17 protein-coding genes are annotated in these 18528 nt (G+C 69.5%); 5 read left to right on the plus strand and 12 right to left on the minus strand.

The features are described 5' to 3' along the window. Positions 1-7: 7 nt before the first annotated feature. Positions 8-1024, plus strand: a complete 1017-nt coding sequence (locus OIE74_RS03030) for a Gfo/Idh/MocA family protein (RefSeq protein WP_329378099.1) — start codon at positions 8-10, stop codon at positions 1022-1024. 20 nt (positions 1025-1044) lie between these two features. On the opposite strand, the gene OIE74_RS03035 is transcribed toward OIE74_RS03030, so the two are convergent. The 4 genes from OIE74_RS03035 to OIE74_RS03050 form a co-directional block, all read right to left on the minus strand. After that, on the minus strand, positions 1045-2385 hold the full coding sequence (locus tag OIE74_RS03035; protein WP_329378100.1) for a sensor histidine kinase: 1341 nt from the start codon (positions 2383-2385) through the stop codon (positions 1045-1047). Between the two features lie 59 nt (positions 2386-2444). Further along, a complete protein-coding gene (locus OIE74_RS03040; protein WP_329378102.1) occupies positions 2445-3176 on the minus strand; it encodes a response regulator transcription factor in 732 nt (243 codons plus the stop codon). Between the two features lie 35 nt (positions 3177-3211). Beyond that, positions 3212-5407: an MMPL family transporter gene (locus OIE74_RS03045; protein WP_329378104.1), complete on the minus strand. Its 2196-nt coding sequence runs from the start codon at positions 5405-5407 to the stop codon at positions 3212-3214. Positions 5408-5573: 166 nt separating this feature from the next. After that, positions 5574-6593, minus strand: coding sequence for an SDR family NAD(P)-dependent oxidoreductase (locus OIE74_RS03050; protein WP_329378106.1), 1020 nt, complete (start codon positions 6591-6593; stop codon positions 5574-5576). A 73-nt stretch (positions 6594-6666) separates the two neighbouring features. On the opposite strand from OIE74_RS03050, the gene OIE74_RS03055 reads away from it, so the two are divergent. Then, the gene (locus tag OIE74_RS03055) at positions 6667-7578 is read left to right on the plus strand and encodes a helix-turn-helix transcriptional regulator (protein ID WP_329378108.1); all 912 of its coding nucleotides are present in this window, start codon (positions 6667-6669) and stop codon (positions 7576-7578) included. 159 nt (positions 7579-7737) lie between these two features. On the opposite strand, the gene OIE74_RS03060 is transcribed toward OIE74_RS03055, so the two are convergent. Next, positions 7738-8733 carry an alpha/beta fold hydrolase gene (locus tag OIE74_RS03060; RefSeq protein ID WP_329378110.1) on the minus strand — a complete coding sequence of 332 codons (996 nt, stop codon included), beginning with the start codon at positions 8731-8733 and terminating at the stop codon, positions 7738-7740. 207 nt (positions 8734-8940) lie between these two features. After that, entirely contained in the window at positions 8941-9429 is a 489-nt protein-coding gene (locus OIE74_RS03065; RefSeq protein WP_329378113.1) for a hypothetical protein, read from the minus strand. A 213-nt stretch (positions 9430-9642) separates the two neighbouring features. Between OIE74_RS03065 and OIE74_RS03070 the strand changes: the two genes are divergently transcribed. Next, entirely contained in the window at positions 9643-10293 is a 651-nt protein-coding gene (locus OIE74_RS03070; protein ID WP_329378115.1) for a class I SAM-dependent methyltransferase, read from the plus strand. 274 nt (positions 10294-10567) lie between these two features. Here OIE74_RS03070 and OIE74_RS03075 read toward each other — a convergent pair whose 3' ends face one another. After that, the gene (locus OIE74_RS03075; protein ID WP_329378117.1) at positions 10568-12784 is read right to left on the minus strand and encodes a 2Fe-2S iron-sulfur cluster-binding protein; all 2217 of its coding nucleotides are present in this window, start codon (positions 12782-12784) and stop codon (positions 10568-10570) included. Positions 12785-12948: 164 nt separating this feature from the next. On the opposite strand from OIE74_RS03075, the gene OIE74_RS03080 reads away from it, so the two are divergent. Next, positions 12949-13569: a TetR/AcrR family transcriptional regulator gene (locus tag OIE74_RS03080; RefSeq protein ID WP_329378119.1), complete on the plus strand. Its 621-nt coding sequence runs from the start codon at positions 12949-12951 to the stop codon at positions 13567-13569. A gap of 7 nt (positions 13570-13576) precedes the next feature. Here OIE74_RS03080 and OIE74_RS03085 read toward each other — a convergent pair whose 3' ends face one another. After that, positions 13577-13942, minus strand: a complete 366-nt coding sequence (locus OIE74_RS03085; RefSeq protein ID WP_329378121.1) for a MerR family transcriptional regulator — start codon at positions 13940-13942, stop codon at positions 13577-13579. A 206-nt stretch (positions 13943-14148) separates the two neighbouring features. Here OIE74_RS03085 and OIE74_RS03090 point away from each other — a divergent pair, with 206 nt between their 5' ends. Further along, positions 14149-15102 carry an alpha/beta hydrolase family protein gene (locus OIE74_RS03090; protein ID WP_329378123.1) on the plus strand — a complete coding sequence of 318 codons (954 nt, stop codon included), beginning with the start codon at positions 14149-14151 and terminating at the stop codon, positions 15100-15102. 186 nt (positions 15103-15288) lie between these two features. On the opposite strand, the gene OIE74_RS03095 is transcribed toward OIE74_RS03090, so the two are convergent. The 4 genes from OIE74_RS03095 to OIE74_RS03110 form a co-directional block, all read right to left on the minus strand. Then, on the minus strand, positions 15289-16212 hold the full coding sequence (locus OIE74_RS03095) for an endo-beta-N-acetylglucosaminidase H (RefSeq protein ID WP_329378126.1): 924 nt from the start codon (positions 16210-16212) through the stop codon (positions 15289-15291). Between the two features lie 172 nt (positions 16213-16384). Next, complete coding sequence (locus OIE74_RS03100) at positions 16385-16573, minus strand: hypothetical protein (protein WP_329378128.1); 189 nt, start codon at positions 16571-16573, stop codon at positions 16385-16387. 52 nt (positions 16574-16625) lie between these two features. After that, a complete protein-coding gene (locus OIE74_RS03105) occupies positions 16626-17618 on the minus strand; it encodes an acetylxylan esterase (protein ID WP_329378130.1) in 993 nt (330 codons plus the stop codon). A 51-nt stretch (positions 17619-17669) separates the two neighbouring features. Then, on the minus strand, positions 17670-18527 hold the full coding sequence (locus OIE74_RS03110) for an NAD-dependent epimerase/dehydratase family protein (RefSeq protein WP_329378133.1): 858 nt from the start codon (positions 18525-18527) through the stop codon (positions 17670-17672). Position 18528: the final 1 nt, after the last annotated feature.

An 18528-nucleotide genomic window follows, 5' to 3' on the forward strand; every position in this document is an offset into this window, starting at 1 on the left:
CACCCGCATGCCCATCCGCACCGCGATAATCGGCTTCGGCGTCTCAGGACGTGTCTTCCACGCGCCACTCGTCGCCGCCGACCCTGCCTTCGACCTCAGCATGATCGTCACCTCCGACCCCGCTCGCGCGGCGGCGGCCACCGCCGCGTATCCAGCCACAAGAATCGTGCCGAGCCCCGACGATCTGTTCGCCGCCGCGGCGGATCTCGACCTCGTCGTCATCGGCAGCCCGAACAGCACCCACCTTCCGCTGGCTCTGCGCGCTCTCTCGGCCGGCCTGGACGTGGTCACCGACAAGCCCGTCACGGTGAGAGCCGATGACGCGCGGACCCTCATTCGGGCCGCGGACGAGGCGGGCCGGCTGCTGACGGTGTTCCAGAACCGGCGCTGGGACGGCGACTTCCTGACCCTCTCGGAGATCATCAGCACGGGCCGCCTCGGAGATGTCCACCAGTTCGAGACGGCCTTCGAATGGTGGAAGCCGGAGCGGGGAACGGAGTGGAAGGACACCACGGCCCCCGGTGAGGGTGGTGGCATCCTGTACGACCTCGGCCCTCATCTCATCGATCAGTGCCTCCAGTTGTTCGGGCCGGTCGAGGAAGTTCACGCGGAGCTCGACCGGCGCCGGCCGGGTGCGGTCAACGACGACGACAGCTTCGTCACGCTTCACCACGGAAGCGGTGTACGCAGCCGGTTGTGGATGAGCGCGGTGGCATCCGCCCCCAGGCCGCGATTTCGCGTCGTGGGCTCAAGGGCCGTCGCGACGGTCTGGGGCCTCGACCCTCAGGAGGCGCAGCTCATGGGCGGGCAGCGGCCGAACGATGCCGGGTATGGAATGGACACGAGCAGAGCGATCACCATCAGCGGTCCCGACGGTGAGGAGCGGGTCCCCGTCGCGGCAGGAGACTACCCCTCCTTCTACTCCGGGGTCGCGGCGGCGATCACGAACCGGACACCGGCTCCCGTCGACGCGGCCGATGCCGTGGCAGCGCTGTCCGTCATCGAGACGGCCGCGAGTTCGTAAGGCCGCCCGCGACGACATCGTCAAAGCCGCGCGGTGGGCAGGTGCAGGGTCACCGTGGTGCCGCGCCCGACCTCGGAGTTCACGGTCACCCGGCCGCCGTGGGCGCGGACGATGGCCTGGACGATCGCCAGACCAAGGCCTGAGCCACCGTAGGCGCGGCTCCGGCTGGCCTCGGCGCGCCAGAAGCGGTCGAACAGGCGCGGGATGTCAGCGGCGGGTATGCCCGAGCCGTTGTCGATGACGTCGACGCACGCCTCGTCACCGCGGTGGTACAGGGTCAAACCGACCTGGGTGCCGGGCGGGTTGTGCTGGACGGCGTTGCCCACCAGATTACGGAGGACCTGCTGCAGCCGGGCTTCGTCGCCGAGCACCGGGAGCCCGTCCGGCGGCGTGTCCAGGGTGATGTCGAGGCTGGAGTAGATCACGCGTGCGTCTTCGACCACGCTCTCGGCGAGCGTTGCCAGGTCGAGCGGGTGGCTGTTGAGGGGCCGGCCGGTGTCCAGGCGGGCGAGCAGTCCCAGCTCTTCGACCAGTAGCCGGATCCGGCCCACCTCGTCCTCGATCCGGACAAACACCTGCTCGACGTCGTCGCCTCCGAGGCCGCCCTGCCGGTAGAGCTCCAGCCAGCCGGAGATCGTGGCGAGCGGGGTGCGCAGTTCGTGCGAGGCGTCGGCGGCGAAGGTTCTCGCCCGGTCCTCGGCGCGGGCCTGCGCGTCGAAGGCGCGGTTGGTCGCCGCCGCCAGCATGTCGGTCTCGGTGCCCCGGTTCGATACGGGCAGTCGTTCGTCGCGCGACCCTTCGGCGATGGCATCGGCCGCTTGCGCCATCTCGGTCAGGGGACGCAGGCCGATGTGCAGTACGACCAGGCCCAGCGCCATCAGGACGATCACCGAGACGAACGCGATCGTCGCCATGCTCCCGATGAAACCGACGACGGTGTTCCTGTCGACGTTCGGGTCGTTCACGAGGATCATCCGAGCGACGTCGTCAGTGCCTCTGTCGGAGTAGGTGATCCGCATACCAGGTGTGGTGATCAGTACGGCCACCACGTCGTCTCCGGTCTCCATGATCTCGCCCGGGTCCGCGTTCTTCGCGAGCCGGGCGAGCTCGTACTCCCTTCCGGCGCTCGTCCCGATGGCGAACAGGATGTGGTCGTCCTCGTCCAGTCCCATGGTGCCGAGGGGCGGGCCGAGCATGGTCTCGAACTGATCCGAGTTGATGGTCTGCGGGGCGGAACGGATCAGCACGCCGATCCGGCGCTCGTCGTCGCGCAGTTTGTCGACGGACCGATCGTGGATGTAGTCGTTGGCCAGGAACCCGGTCAGGGCGGTGCTGGCGCCGAGGGCAAAAACGAAAAGCATCAGAAAGCCCACGAGCAACCGGCCACGGATACCCGCCTGCCATCGGCGCCAGCGCCGCCTCATCGCCCGGTGGTCCCCTCGTGGCCCGGTCCCCGCTCGTGCCGCAGGGCGTAACCGACGCCCCGCACGGTGTGGATCAGCGGCTCGTGTCCGTCGTCAATCTTGCGGCGCAAGTTGGAGATGAACCGCTCCACGACGACCGAGTCACCACCGAAGTCGTACTGCCAGACCGCTTCGAGGATCTGTGTCTTGGACAGCACCTGCCCCGGATGGGTGATGAGGACGTGCAGCAACTTGAACTCGGTCGGCGACAGCTTCACCAGTCGCTCACCGCGACGGACCTCGTGACGCCCCGGGTCCAGCGACAGATCGTGGAAGGTCAGAGCCGAGCCGGCGGGCACGGCGTTGCCGCGCGCACGGCGCAGCAGTGCCTCGATCCGCGCCCCGATCTCCACGACGCTGAACGGCTTGACCACATAGTCGTCCCCGCCCAGCCGCAGTCCACGCACCCGGTCCTCGACCGCGTCCCGCGCGGTGAGGAACAGCACCGGCACTCCGATCGACCGCGACCTGAGCATGGCGAGTACGTCGAATCCGGTTCCCCCCGGCAGCATCACGTCGAGCACGACGACGTCCGGCTGAAAGGTCCGCACTTGCTCAAGTGCCTCTGGGATGTCGGCTGCCACGTCCACCTCGTAGCCGGCGAAGCGCAGAGCGGAGGTCAGCAGACCGCGGATTCCTGGATCGTCGTCGACCACGAGTACGCGGTCGGGATGCTCGGTATCAGCCATCCGCTGCCTCCGTTCCGGTTCAGTACGCGGTGTTGTCAGCCGACCAGTTCGGGCTCGCGAGCGGCGGGTTCGTTCTTGGCGAGGGCCTGACCTTCGACGTCCACCTTAGGCACCACCCGGTCCAGCCAGTGCGGGAGTCGCCAGGCACGGTCGCCCAGGAGCTTCAGCACGGCGGGGACCAGGGTGAGGCGCACCAGGAAGGCATCGACGAGAACTCCGAAAGCCAGGGCGAACGCGATCGGCATGACGTTGGGATCGTGTGAGAACAGGAAGCTGAAGAAGACGGTGATCATGATCGCCGCCGCTGCCACGACCACACGCCCGGCGTTGCGGCCGCCCGCCCTGATCGCCTCGTGCGCGTTGCCGTGGTGGGCGTAGTGCTCGCGCATCGCGGAGACGAGGAAGACCTCGTAGTCCATGGCCAGGCCGAAGAGGACTGCCATGACGATGATGGGTACGAAGCTGGGGACCGAACCCACGAGCGGTACTCCCAACACCCCGGCCAGCCAGCCCCATTGGAAGACGGCCACCATGGCACCGAATGCCGCGCCCACCGAGAGCAGGAAGCCCGCGGTGGCCTTGAGCGGAATCGTCCAGGACCGGAAGGCGATCAGCAGCAGGAGGAGGGACAGGCCGACCACGACGACGGTGAAGGGCAGCAGGGCGCCGCTGGTCTTGTCCACGGCGTCGATGCTGATGGCGGTCATACCGGTCACCGCGACATAGCTGCCGGTCTGCGCGCCGATGGGGACGAGCGCGGCGCGCAGGTCGCCGACCAGGGTGCTGGTGGCCTCGGCGTTGGGGCCGGTGGCGGGCACGATGCTGACCACCGCGGCCTGCTTGTCGGGAGCGATGAGCGGGTCGCTCACTTCAGCGATGCCGGACATCGGCTCGACGGCGTCGATGACCTTCTCCGCGGTGGAGTTGATCTCGGCGACGGAGTCACCCTCGACAAGTACGGGCAGCGGGCCGTTGACACCGGGGCCGAACGCGCCGGCGATGAGGTCGTAGACCTGCCGCGGTTCGGAAGTCTTCGCCGCGGAACCGTTGTCGGCCAGGGCCAGCCGCAACTGCGCGGCGGGGACGGCGATCACGGCCAGAGAGAGGACGACGGCGACCAGGACCTTACGGGGATGCCGGATCACGGCGTCGACCCAACGTACGGCGAGACCGCGCGATTCCGTGTCGAGCGCGCGACGGGCGGCGCGGGACGACGGCTTGGGCCGGAGCCTGTCACCCGCCAGCGACATGACGCCGGGGAGCGCTGTCAGGGCGAGAAGAACGGCCAGGGCGACCGCACCGGCCGCCGCCAGGCCCATGGAGGTGAGCATCGGGACCCCGGCGAGGGTCAGGCCGGCCAAGGCGATGATCACGGTGAGACCGGCGAAGAGTACGGCGCTGCCCGCGGTGGCCGTGGCCATCGCGATCGACTCGGCCATCGGCATCCCGCGGGTCAGCTGCGCACGGTGCCGGGAGACGATGAGCAGGGCGTAGTCGATACCGACGGCGAGGCCGAGCATGATCGCCAGGGTCAGCGCATTCTGGGAAACGTCGAAGTGGGCGGTGGCCAGAAGCGTGCCGGCGACCGAGCCTCCCACGCCGAGGACCGCCGTGAGGATCGGGATCCCGGCCGCGACGACGGATCCGAACGTGATCAGCATGACGAGCAGAGCGACCCCGATGCCGATGGCCTCAGGGGTGCCGAACGGGGCGAGTTCCTCCTCGAAGGCGTCGCCGCCGAAGATGACACGTCCGCCCTGGTCGTTGAACCGCTCGTTGAAGGCCGCGCCGCTCGCCCGTACCGCCTCCTGCTGAGCGGGCTCGACCTCGGCGTCCTGCTCCAGGTCGATACGGACCGAGGCGACCGCCACCCGGCCGTCCTCCGAAACCCTCTCCAGCGGATCGCTCACGTCCGCGACCAGGTCCTCGGCCCGCATCCGCTCCATGACGGCGCGCAGCTGCCGGACGACTGAATCGTCTTTGATCTTCGCCCCGTTGGGAGCGACGAACAGGACGTCACCCTCGATCCCGCCCTCTTCGGGGAAGTGCCGGTTCGCCTTCTCCAGAGCGACCTGCGCCGGGGAACCGGGAATCGAATGACCGGGCGCGAACGAGCCGGATGAAGAGAACGCGAAGATGAGCGCCCCAGCCAGCACGGCCAGCGAGGTCAACAGAAAGATGAGCCGGCGACGGGCCGCCGCGGCCCCCAGCCGGTACAGGAGCTCAGCCACTGGAACGCCTTTCATGGCAGGTGTTGATGACCTGCTCAGCGTCACGTCCCAACTTGATGGCCGGCCCCCGCTGACCTTGACGGTTACTTGACGGCTCCCCCGCCGCCTCGTCAAGGTCCCGCCGGCTCCGGCCGCCGATGTCCTGTCCGGCCAACCGGCGCCTCACCTACGGGGCCCCAACTGCTCCGGGAAACCGACGCGCCCGTGGCGACGCCAGTAGCTCTTCGCTCCGTCGCCAGAGGCGCCGGGCGGATTCCGGGTCGATGGAGTGGGACGTGACAGTGGAGTTGGGGTGCCGCGGGTCGAACGCCTTCGGCTCGTCGTCCAGTTCGGAGATGTCGCTGTTCCTGAGGTAGATGCCGCCGATGTCGGCGAGAAGGGGGCTGGTGGCCGCGAACACCACGGTGGCGGCCCCCTGTCGCGGCGTCTTCCTCTCCCGCTCGGGGTCGATGACCGGCCGGCCGGACTCGTCGATCAGTCCCATGGCCCGCAGACTCTCCTCGCCCGCGGCGCCGTTGAGGCCGGTGCCGACGACGATGCCCGGGTGGGTGGCGTATCCACGGATGCCGGCCTGGGCCCAGCGGCGGTCCAGCTCGACGGCGAAGAGCACGTTGGCCGTCTTGGACTGGGCGTAGGCCATGGTCGGCTCGTAGTCGGTGGCGAAGTGCAGGTTGTCCCAGTGGATGCCGGACAGGCGCTGGGCGCCGGAGGTGACGTTGACGACCCGGGCGCCGCGCGCGGCGCGCAGGGCGGGCAGCAGACCGAGGGTCAGTTGGAAGTGGCCGAGGTGGTTGGTCGCGAACTGGACTTCGTAGCCGCGGGCGTCCACGGTTCGCCGCGCGGGAGATGGCACGCTGGCGTTGTTGATCAAGAGGTGGAGCGGGCGGCCGGTTTCGAGCCGACGCGCCGCGAAAGCGTCGATCGACGCCGGGTCCAGCAGGTCCAGCCGGTCGGCCTCGACGTTCCCGATCCCCGCCAGGGCCCGCTCGGCGCGGTCCGGGTTTCGAGAGACCGTCGTCACCGACGCACCGGCCCCGGCCAGAGCACGGGTGACCTCCAGGCCGATCCCTGTATGGCCGCCGGTGATGATCACGTTCTTGTCGGCCAGGTCGATTCCGGCGATGACCTCCTTGGCCGTGGAGGCCGCGGTGAAGCCGGAACCGAGAGGACGCTGTTTGTGGTTCATGGCACCACGCTATGACCGCCGGTCCGCACGGTGAATAATTGACAGTTCGCATTTCTTTCGCAATCGTTCAAGCATGCTGAGTGACCCGCTGTCCGAGGTCTTTGACCTCATCGAGATCCAGGGGCTCATGACCAGCAGCCTCGCCGTCCCGCGGGAGCGCGCCTGGGTGGCCCGCGGCTCCCTTCCCCCCACCTTGAAGTTCCTCGCGGTCGTTCGCGGGCAGGCCCGGCTGACCTCCAGTGGCGCCCCCGAGCCGCTCACCCTCCAGGCCGGCGATGTCGCCATCCTGAACAACCAGACGTGGCTGGAGGTACGGGGAGGCCCGGCGGACCAGGTCCCGTACGAGATCGACGTGACAAGCACGAGTTCCCCCCTTGGCGACGATGAAGGTGCCGATTCCCTCCTGGGCGGTCACGTGTCCCTCAACGCGATCGGCGAATCCCTGCTCCTGCAGGCGCTCCCGCCGGTGGGACATGTACGGGCCGCGAGCACCACCGTCCCGCTCCGCGCCCGGTTGGAGCACCTTCTCGACGAGGTGACCGGCAACCGCGTCGGCTCCGCCTTCGCCGTCCGCCAGCACGGACAGCTGCTGGTCCTCGACATTCTGCGCGTCTATCTCGGCCAAGCCGCGCTTCCTCCTGGCTGGCTGCGGCTGCTGACCGACGAACGGCTGCGCGCGGCCGTGACCCTCATGCACTGCGAACCGGGCACGGCCTGGCGGCTGGAGACACTGGCGCGGACGGCAGCCATGTCACGTACGGCATTCGCCACGCGCTTTCGCTCCGTCGCGGGTATGCCGCCCCTCACCTACCTCAACCGCTGGCGCATGCTGCTGGCACGGCGCGCCCTGCGGGACGGGAACGACAACGTCGGGGCCCTGGCATCCGCATTGGGTTACGCCTCGGAGAGCGCCTTCAGCACCGCGTTCAAACGTGAGACGGGAGAGCCGCCGCTGCGCTACCGGAAACGGGTTCGCGCGGGCTGAGCGTCCGGCGCTCGTACGTATCGCGGTGAGGCCGAGCAGCGGCACCGGGCCGAGGGAGCCGAGCGGGACGCCGATCACGGTGGCAGGAACGTACTGAGCGTCAACAGCCGGACAAAGAACGGGAGTTGGGGGGCCGGTCTGAAGACCGGCCCCCTGGGGTTACCCGAAGAAGGCGGTGAGTTCCCGCACGACGTCGGCGGGGCGTTCCTCCGCGAGGTAGTGACCCGCCCCCTTGAACTCGACGTAGCGTGCGTCCGCCGCCAATCCCTCCATCTGCGCGAGAAGGAGGTCGTAGTACTTGCCGCCGATTGCGAGCACGGGCATGGTCAGTACCGGGTAGTCCTTGAGATCGGTGATGTCCTGCTGGAAGGCCTGGTACCAGCCGTTCCCCCCGCGGATCGCGTCCGGCGTGTCGTACGCGGCGGCGTAGATGGCCCGCGCCTTCTCGCTGAAGGCCCTGGGGTCCCCGCCCTGGAAGTCGATCAGCCAGTCGACGACAAACCGGAACCGCCCCTCAAGGAGCTGCTCGGGCAACTGGTCGATCACGTTGAACGCGAACCACCACGGCGCCGGCTGGCCCGGCTGGGGCAGCATGCGTATCTCGTTGAATATCTCGGTGGGATGCCCGGTCTCCCACAGAGCGACCTTGCGGGTCGCCTCGGGGTGGTTGGCGGCGAAGCTGAAGGCGACCTGCGACCCGATGTCCTCGCCCGCGATGTACGCCTGGCGGTGTCCGAGGGTCCGGAGCAGCTCGTAGATGTCCCGGGCCATGGTCTTCTTGTCGTACCCGTCGGCGGGCTTGTCGGAGTCGCCCATTCCGCGCAGGTCCGGGGCGATCACCTGGTAGCGCCGTGCCAGTGACGGCATGATCTTGTGGAACTGGTACCAGGTGCGTGGCCACCCGGGGAGCAGGACCAGGGGGTCACCCTGGCCACCGGTGACATAGTGCAGCCGCGTGCCGTTGACTTCGGCGAAGCGGCTCTTGAACCCTTCGATCACCGGTGTCCGTATCGCCTTCGCCCTCGGCGCGGCGACTGCGGCACCGCCCTGCATGCCGAGCAGAGCGGCAGCCCCGGCACCAGCGGTGACGCCGAGCACGTTGCGTCTGCTGGGTCGCCGGGAGAGCTCGGGGTCGTCGGACTTCTTGGGGCTCATATGCGGAACTCCTCTGCGTTGTCTGGTGCTTTCGGCGTTCTCGGTAGCCACGGACCGGCAGCGCATGGGCGGTTGCCCCGATGGGTGAGCGCTCCGCCGCGCCCTGGGCATGAACTGGGCCTGGCCGTCGGCGACAAGGGCAGTCGCACGCTTAAGCACCGATCGGTACCGATCCCGACGGAGAGGACTGTAGCACTTCCGCACCGATCAGTTCAGAAAGTGGGGCCACCGCTGCCTGGCGCGGACAGCGTGCGAAGGCACCGGACCAGCCAGAAGGCCAACGCCCTTGCTGTCAGGGGAAGTCCGGGCATTCCTCGGCAGAGCCCAGCGATGTGGCAGCTCCGGAAGGTCCAGCCAGGCCAGTTCCTCGGCGGTGAGTTCGAAGTGCGATTCCCGGAGTCGGGTGCGGCAGTACTCCAGAGCTTGGTCGGCGAAGACATCGAAACGGCTCACGATGTCGTGAGCGAAATGGAGGGTGGCCTCTTCCGGCGGGGCGGCCGGCTCGATCACCAGACTTATCCCGGTCTCGACCGCGCCTGCCGGCTCCGGAAAGTCGCCGGCCCAACAGGCCAGCGAGGGAGGGCTCTCCACCCTTCTCAACACAACCCCGGCGATACGCACGGTCGCGGGAAGTTCCGCGTCGACGCCAGGCTCTTCAGTGCCCGAACTGCTCGGTGGTGCGCCGCTGTCGGACATTGGCTCAGCATAGGTCGGGCCTGGCACGACGATGATTCCGCGCTTCGCGGCATTCGCTGAGAGGAGTTGGCCCAGGACTACGAGCGCTGGTGCCGTGACCGCGAACGATCACTGGCGTGGTGTGACGGCCGGGTGTCGGCAGCGGAGGATGGCGCGCAGGTGGACTCAAGACCGTCACATAGTCTGTCAGTTGCCTGGTCTAGGGTCGCCCGCATGGCTGAGCCCTCCTTTCTCACCGCCGTCCGCGAGTCGTACGACACGGTCGCCGCCGATTACGTCGAACGCGTCCCGACTCCGGCCGAGATGGACCCGCTGTCACGCGCGATGCTGGCGGGGTTTGCCGAACTGGTGCGGACAGCCGGTCCGGGGCCGGTCGCGGATCTGGGGTGCGGCCCCGGGCGCGTGACGGCGCACCTGGCCGGGCTGGGGGTGTCCGCCTTCGGCGTCGATCTGTCGCCGAAGATGATCGGGCTGGCCCGGCACGCCTATCCGAACCTGCGGTTCACCGAGGGCTCGATGACCGCGCTGGAGACGGGGGACGACGAGCTCGGCGGCATCCTGGCCTGGTACTCCACCCATCACACGCCCCCGCGGTGGCTGCCGACGGTGTTCGCCGAGTTCCACCGCACGCTCGCGCCCGGCGGCTACCTGCTCTGGGGAGACTACGTCGGCGATGAGCGGCTGCGGCCGACCCACGGCTATGGCCGTCCGGTGTCCTACGAGTCGTACCTCCTGCCCCTGGACCGCGTGGTCGACCTGCTGGGCCAGGCCGGACTCGTCGTCACCGCGAGACTGGAGCAGGAGCCCGGCGGACGCGTGAAAAGACCGCACGCCTGCCTCCTGGCCCGCAAGGGCGTGTTTTAGAAGTCCCGTCTGGCCCACGACGCCTGGCACGCGCGCTCGCTGCGTTGTCGGAGTCATCCAAGTACGTCCAGTACGAGGATGATCCTCCGCCTTGCGATCGCACGCACCAGACGCCGTGGGCCCCGCCCAGTGGGCGGACGACGCTACTTCTAAAACACGCCCTAGCCCGAAGCGGCCTGACGGGGCTCGCCTCGATCGGGTTCGCCCAGGGCGCGTTGGCCGGTGCCTTCGCGGCGCCGACCCAGTCCGTGATCAACGGCCTCGCCCGCACCGATCACGGGTCCGTGATGTTGAGGGTGACCTTCGTCAGCGGGCAGCCCACACACGTCAGCACGTAGCCGTCGGCCTTCTGTTGTGGCGTCAGGCAGTTCGGCTCATTCTGCGTGACCTCTCCGCCGCGGAGCCGCACCATGCAGTCGCCGCAGTTCCCCACCGTGCAGGAGTACGGCATCGTCAGCCCCGCCGCGAGTCCCGCGTCCAGCAGCGTCTGGCCAGGTTCGACCACGGCCGTGCCGACCGGGTGCCCGTTCTCCTCGACGGTCATCTCCTGCGGCGCCGTCGTCGCGGCCCCGGTGTCCACTCCGCTGGTGTAGCGCTCGTGGTGCACCAACTCGTCAGGGATTCCAAGCCCGTTCAGGGCTCTCCGCACGGTGTCCATCAGCGGTTCGGGACCGCAGAGGTAGTAGTGGGCGTCACCGGCCGGGGACAGGCCGGTGACCCAACGACGTACGCCGTCCGCGTCGAGACGCCCGTCCCGGCGGGTCAGGACGTGGGTGACCGACAGCCGGTCGGGATCGCCCTGCGCCAGCCGCGTCAGTTCGTCGGCGAAGATGATCTCGTCCGCGCTGCGGCTGCTGTAGAGCAGCGCGATCCGGCCGCCGCGGTCCGGACGGACGGCGAGCCGCGTACGGATCATGCTCATCATCGGCGTCACGCCGCTGCCCGCCGCGACGAGCACGAGCTCGTCCCCGGACCGTGGCTCGGCATGGAAGGATCCCGACGGGCCGCGCACCGCGAGGCGGTCCCCCGCACGGAGATGTCGATGTACGTGGGTGGAGAACCGGCCGCCATCGACGTGTTTGACGGTGACCTCCAGCCTGGGCGCCCCGGGCGCCGACGAGGCCGAGTAGGCCCGTCGCACCGGGCGGCCGTCGATGTCGGCGACGAGCGTGAAGAACTGGCCGGGCCTGAAGTCGAACGATCCCGGGTTCTCGCCAACGTCCTCCAGTACGAGGGTGACCGCGCTCGCCGTCTCCCCGCGCACCTCGGCGACGCGCACTTCCCGCAGAGGGTTCTCCGTCCTGCCGTCGCCCGCGGGAACGGCGCGATCGGCAGGACGCCGTCGCAGGAAGCCGCGGCGCCGACCGCGCGCGGCGGGCTCGATGTCCTCGTAACCCTCCTTCCGCAGCCCGGACCGGTAGAGGCGGTCCCCCGCCAGTCGCAGCAGCCGGTTGATCCCCGGAATCGCCCCGACGGCCTTCAGCAGGAACGCGGGTGGACCGCCGTCGCCCCTGGACGAGTTGGCGGCGAGGTGTTCTCCCGCCAGCGCCATCAGATCCGGCACCGTGCCGCGGTCGAGATGCGCGTCGGGCGTCCACAGCCGCGAGCGTGCCACGGCGTCGTTGCCGGTCACCTCGGCGTGCTCGACGTCGATGAGCAGCGCCAGGTGCGGGGGCATCCCGCGTAGCGCCATCGTCTCCAGCAGCGCGGGATCATCGGTGATCGTGCCGCGCCCGCGGACGTGCAGCACACCGCTGCGCCCCGGAACGAGCGCGGCGAACGAGAGCCGGTCGTCCCGCAGCAGGTTGTGGAGCGTGTCGGCGCGTTTGTTGCCCTTCCGGTCCGGGATGACGAGCGTGCGACCGTCCAGGATCCGCACCACCGCCTGCCGGTCCCCGCGCGGACTGGTGTCGCTCCCCTCGGAGGAGTCCCCCGTGGACAGCGCGAGGAACGGTGCGGCGGCCAGGAACTCGGCGACGCCAGGCCCGCGCAAGGGCCCGTCACCCGCGAACTCGGGGGCCGGCTCGGCGAGTTCGCGGGTGACGGCGGGCGGCTGCCACAGTCGGGACCGGAGGACGGCCTGCGCGCAGTGCACGTACGCCTCCTCGATGTCGACGGTCGTCTCCGCGCCCTTCCGCGCGGCCACCGAACCGTTGACGCGCAGGATCTCCCCCACTCCCGGCAGGAGGAAGAAGAACGAGACCGGACCGCGCGGGTCGCCGGACTCGGGCAGGGAGAACGAGATCCGCGTGGGCGAGTGGACGCGCGCGAACCCCGGCGTACCGCCGATGAAGGTCGTCCTGCTGGTGCCGTCGGCATCCCGGTAGCCGAAGGCCGCGATCGGACACCGGGCGAGTACGGTCCGGCAGCCCTCGTCGAGGGCGCTGATCTGCTTGAGCATGACCGGCGGCGCCGGGCGGCCGATGGTCGTCTCGACCTCGTCCACCGTCGTCAGCCGGTGCGAGGTGCTCAACTGATTCGGTTGCTTCACAAGGATTCCTCTCGGCCTGGGGCGGACCGGCCCAGGCGGCCCGGCGAGGGGCGCGACACGTCACCGAAATCGAGGGCGGTACTGTTTCCGCAGCTCATGGCAGTATTCTGAGTAAAAGCTCAGCTTTTGGCTACTCGCTTTTCGCCCCCGAGGAGGACCTCCCGGTGCCGTCGGCCGACCGCCGTCTTCAGCCACGTCGCAAGCCTCGCCAGGTACGCGCCGAACTCACCCGCGAGCGCATCCTCACCGCCGCTGCTCACGTTTTCGCCGAACACGGTTACGCCGCCGGCACCACGAACCGCATCGCCGAAAGCGCCCGGATCTCCATCGGCTCGCTGTACCAGTACTTCCCGAACAAGGACGCCATCCTCGCCGAGCTGCTGGTGCGGCACATCGACCGCGGTACGTGGACGCGGGCGGACCAACTCGATCTGTCCGCCGGGAGCTTGGAGGCGTCGGTGCGGACGCTGGTCCGTGATGCGATCGACAACCACCGCGACGATCCGCAGTTGCTGCGGATCATGATCGAGGAGGCGCCGCTCTCGCGGGAACTGCTCGACACGATCGACCGGCACGAAAAGAACCGGGTCGGTCAGGTACGTGACCTCCTCGCCCGGCACCCGGACGTCGGCGTACGGGACCTCGGCACCGCGGCCGAGCTGATCGTGTTCACCGTCGAGACGAACACGCACAAGCTCATGGCCTACCCCCGGACCACCCCGGTCGAGACGTTCGAGAACGAACTGGTGAACATGGTCACGCTCTACCTGCGCGGCGGCCAGTAGCCGCTCATCACCGGCAGGGGGTGCCGGTGCGCATGTTGCCGGCGGCGGATTTGATGACCGAGTCGAGCCGGTCCCGGGCGTGCATGAGATCGGTGACGCGTCGGTCGACGTGCTCGCGCTCCGCCTCCAACCGCTTGAGCAGGGCGGGAGTGGCGCGGCCGTCGATGACGCAGGGCAGGAGCTCGACGATCGTCCTGCTGGGCAGCCCGGCGGCGTACAGCTGCTGGATCAACTGGACGCGCTCGACAGCGCTTTCGGGGTAGTGGCGCTGGCCGCTGGGGCTGCGCTCGGCACTGAGCAGGCCCTGCTCTTCGTAGTAGCGCAGGGCGCGGACGCTGACGCCGGTGCGGGCTGCGAGTTCTCCGACACGCATGTCTTCTCCTGTGTGGTTTTCCTCAGCCGGCTTGCCTCTGACGTCGGCGTCAGGTTTTAGCGTAATGGCTGCGTGACGCGCCGAGCGCTTTCTCCCGGTTCGTCTTGTGACGCGAGAAGGCGCGAACGCGAGAGGAGCGAACGTCGCACGCACCCTCCACCCCAAGATCATCTGACCTGCCCCACGCACCTGAGAGAAGCACTCGCATGACTACGCACCGGACGACCAGCCTCACCGGCCCGGCGGCCACCCCGACCGTGTCGGTCAAACCCATCGCCCTGTCCTCACCGCGGCGCGGCGAGGACCCGCACACACACGTACACGTACGCGTCTCGGCGCCGGTCTCCGGCACCTGCCTGCCGATCGTGCTGTTCGCGCACGGATTCGGCTCGGACCTGGACGGCTACGCACCCCTGGTCGACCACTGGGCCTCCCACGGCTTCGTCGTGATCCAGGCCACTCACCTCGACTCCACACGCTTCGGCATCGGCACGGACGACCCGCGCAAAGCCCACCTGTGGCGTTACCGCGTGCAGGACATGAAGCGGATCCTCGACGAGCTCGACACCCTGGAGGCGTCCGTGCCCGGTTTGGCCGGCCGGATGGACCGGGGGCGCATCGTCGCGGCGGGGCATTCCTTCGGCGGCCAGACCGCGGGCATCCTCGTGGGTCTGCGCGTCAAGGACCCGCGGACCGGCATCGCCGAGGATCTGTCCGACCCCCGTGTCATGGCCAGCGTCCAACTGGCCACGGCCGGCAAGGGCGGTGACGAGCTGACCCCCTTCGCCCACGAGAATCTTCCCTGGCTGCGCGAGCAGGACTTCTCCCACATCACCGCGCCGGGACTCGTCGTGGCCGGCGACAAGGACGAACTCCCGCTCTCCACAAGAGGACCGGCCTGGACGACCGACCCGTACACCCTCAGCCGCGGCGCCAAGAGCCTGCTGACGGTCTACGGTGGCCGGCACTTCCTCGGGGGCATCTCCGGCTACGGGGCAGCGGAGACCACCGACGAGAGTCCCGGCCGCGTCGCCCTCGTCCAGCAGGTCACCCTCGCCTACCTGCGCCATGTCACCGGCACCGACCACACCGACTGGGCCACGGCACAGGCCTCCCTCGCCGCTGATGCCCACCCGCTGGGACGACTCGAATCGAAGTGACCACCCCACACCCGGCCGGGCTCGGCGGGCCGCGGTGGTTTCCGTGTCAGCCGGCGCTGGGGGTGTCGCCTGTGGGGTGCAGCCGGGTGAGGCGAGCCAGGGCGGTGCGGCACCGCGGCGATGTCGACGGTCAGTTGGCGGGCGGTGCCGCTGTAGGAGCACCGCCCGCCGGGGCGTGCGGGCGGCTTACGGCGTGTAGCGGGCGTCGCTGCCGTAGAGGTGCCTGGTGAACGCGGAGACATCGGCGCTGCGATCGGCGCCGTTGAGGTTGTACGTCAGATAGACGCCGTAGCCCTCGCTGACGGTGCGGCGGGCGAGGTCGGCGGCCGTGGTCTGCGAGGTGCGGCCGATCTCGACGGCGGCCGGTGACAGCTTCGACTTGGGCAGGGCGAGGCCGGGGACCTGCCAGGAGCCGTAGTACGGGTTCCAGGCGTAGTCGAACTTGGACGAGATGTTCACGCCGCCGTAGGAGAGCCGGGACGCGGCCGGGCCGATGTTGTAGAGGCTGATGATCTTGTTCGGCATGTTCGCACGCAGCGCCGTCACCAGGTGCACGAACGAGCTGTCGTTGGGCTGGCCGGTGCCGTTGTTGCCGTACTCGGCGTATTCGTCGTCGAAGTCGATGCCGTCGAGACCGTACTGGGCGACGGTGTCCGACAGTTGTTTCGCGAACGCCGAAGCCGCCTGCTGGGTCGGGAAGTTGGCGAAGCCCGCGCCCTGGTGGTTGCCGAGGACCGAGAGGACGACCTTGATGCCCTTCTGCTGCAGCGGCCGTATCTCCGTGGCGGCGTTGTCGAGGACGCGCCGCACGTTCTCGTTGAAGTGCAGATACGCCGCCTTCGTGCCCGTGTCGTAGTTGATGTTCGCCGCGAAGATCACGGCGACGTCGAAGACGTTGCCGCCGCCGTTGGCCAGGGTGTATTTGCCGACGTTGAGCATGCTGTTGTTGTTCACCTCGACGTACGCCACCGAGACCGGCCCCTCTTTCGCCGAAGCGGAAGCGGGAGCCGCCGCGGCGCCGGGCGTGGCTGTCGTGCCGAAGGCGAGGGCCGCCACGGCCGAGAGCGCCAGCGCGGCCGTCCGTACCCTGCTCCGTACCAGAGTGAACATCGTTGAACGGTCTCCCCTCGCATGGGTCGGCGCCCGGCCTGTTCGAAAGCGCCGAGTGAGCCCTACGAGTTTTCCGCCCCCGTGGGCGAGTCCCGGGAATCTTGCGGGAACTCTCACGACTCCCACGCAGATCCCACCACAACTCCACATCAGAGCAAGGGAGTTGGCCCCATCAGAACGCGCGCAGCACCAGCCGCACCGCCGCCGTGACCCCTCGCGCGATCCATCCGAGCAGTCCCGTCTCCACCGCCAGCTCGGCGACGTCCGCTGCCGTGTCGGCGCGGTCCGCCCCGGAACGGCACCGGGGGCAGGACCGAGGCCAACGACGCTTCCGCGTACCGCACTTCCTACACATCGCCATGGCCTCATTCTCCCTTATCGCGGCGCCGCGCCAGAAGCGGAAGCGTGATCCACTACCCGGTGCCTGCCGGCTGGTTACCGGCCGACGACCGCAGATACCGCAGCTGCACATCGCGCTGCCGGCCGGCGCCGCCCTCGTGACCGTTCCACGGGTAGACCGTGAGCTCCTTCTCGCCCGCCCAGTGGTGGTACGCGGCCATGACCGTCGATGGCGGGCAGACGGTGTCCCTGAGCGCGACGGAGTACAGCGCGGGCACGGTGGCGCGGGCGGCGAAGTTGAGGCCGTCGAAGTAGGAGAGCGTACGGAAGACCGTCTCCGGGACGCGCTGGGTCGCGAGGAAGCGTACGACCTCCTGGTAGGGATCCTGGTCGGTGATGTCCACGGCCCGGCGGACATGGGTGAGGAACGGGACGTCGATCAGGGCCGCTTCGAGTCCCGGCCGGAGCGCCGCTGCCGCCTGGGCGACGGCGCCGCCCTGGCTGGCCCCGTGGACGGCGATCCGCCGCTCGTCGACGGCCGGATGCGCCGCCGCGGCCTCGACGGCGCGCACCGCGTCGGTGAAGACCCGCCGGTAGTAGTACTCGGCGGGGTCGAGGATGCCGCGGGTGACGAATCCGGCGGCCTGTGGGTCGGCGGTGCCGTGCGGGTCCCCGGTCGCCCCCGCGCTCCGCGGGTTCGTGGCGCCCTGGCCGCGGGTGTCCATCACCAGCGCCGCCCGGCCCGCGGCGGGCCAGACGAGATGGTCGTGCGGGAAGCCGCGGCCGGCGCCGTAACCGAGGTAGTGGACCACGCAGGGCACCGGGGCCGGGATCCCGGCCGGGATCAGCAGCCAGGCACGTACGCGGTCGCCGCCGTAGCCGGTGAACTCGGTGTCGTACGCGGTCACGGTGGTGAGCGCCGCGTCGTAGGGCCGGTACACGGGATCGAGCGGCCGGGCGGCGGTCTCGTCCAGGGTGTGGCGCCAGAAGCTGTCGAAGTCGGCGGGCTCGTCCCGGTCGGGGCGGTAGCCGGTGAGCCGGTCCAGGGGCAGGTCGAACAGGGCCATGCGGGTCTCCGTGGGAAGGTTCACCGGGTACGTCAGGTGGCCGGTTCGTCCTCAGTCGCCGGACGGGCTCAGCAGATGGCGCGCGGTGAAGCCGAGCAGTCGCCGCGCGGCCGTGGTGTCCACGGGTGCGGTGCGTCCGGGCAGGGGTCGGCGGACCGGGGTGGTGGGGTGGTAGCGGCGCAGGAGTTCCTCCGTCGGGAACGGCACCATGGTCTCGGGCGCGCACAGATGGACGGCGTGGGCCCCCGGCCCGGGTACGTCGAGGGCCAGCAGCGCCGCCCTCGCCGCGTCGCGCGTCTCCAGATACGTCCACAGATCCCGCGCCCCGGCGGCCGGATCCTCGGTGAGCCTCGCGGCGTGGGCCGGCAGCCGTTCGTCGAAGCCTCCGACGTACGGATAACGCAGGCAGATCACGCTCATGGAGTGGCGTCGCGCCATCATGCGGGCCGTCAGTTCGTCGGTCTGTTTGGACAGGCCGTAGGCGTCCGCCACCTGGGACGGCGTCGCCTCGTCCAGCGGGAAGTACGCGGGGTGCGGGTCCGGGTCGTCCGTCCAGGGCAGGCCGGTGACACCGTAGGAACTGGCGAGCGCGGTACGGCGGACTCCGGCGCGCCCGGCCTCCTCCAGCACGGTGAACGTGGCGAGGGTGTTGCCGCCGAAGACCTCCCGTCCGGTGAGGTACAGCGGGCTGGGGACGGCCGCGAGATGGATGACCGCGTCGGCGCCGTCGAGCGCGTCCCGTACGGCCGTCGCGTCGCCCGCGTCCCCGGTGACCACCCGTCGCGCGGGGAGGTCACCGGGGTCCTCCAGGACGAGGGCGTTGGTCTCGATTTCCCGCTCGGCGAGCAGGGTGAGCACCGCGCGTCCGATCCGTCCGGCGGCGCCGGTGACCATGACCCTCGTCGGCATG

The sequence above is a fragment of the Streptomyces sp. NBC_01716 genome (assembly GCF_036248275.1).
In the GTDB taxonomy this organism is placed as follows: Bacteria; Actinomycetota; Actinomycetes; order Streptomycetales; family Streptomycetaceae; genus Streptomyces.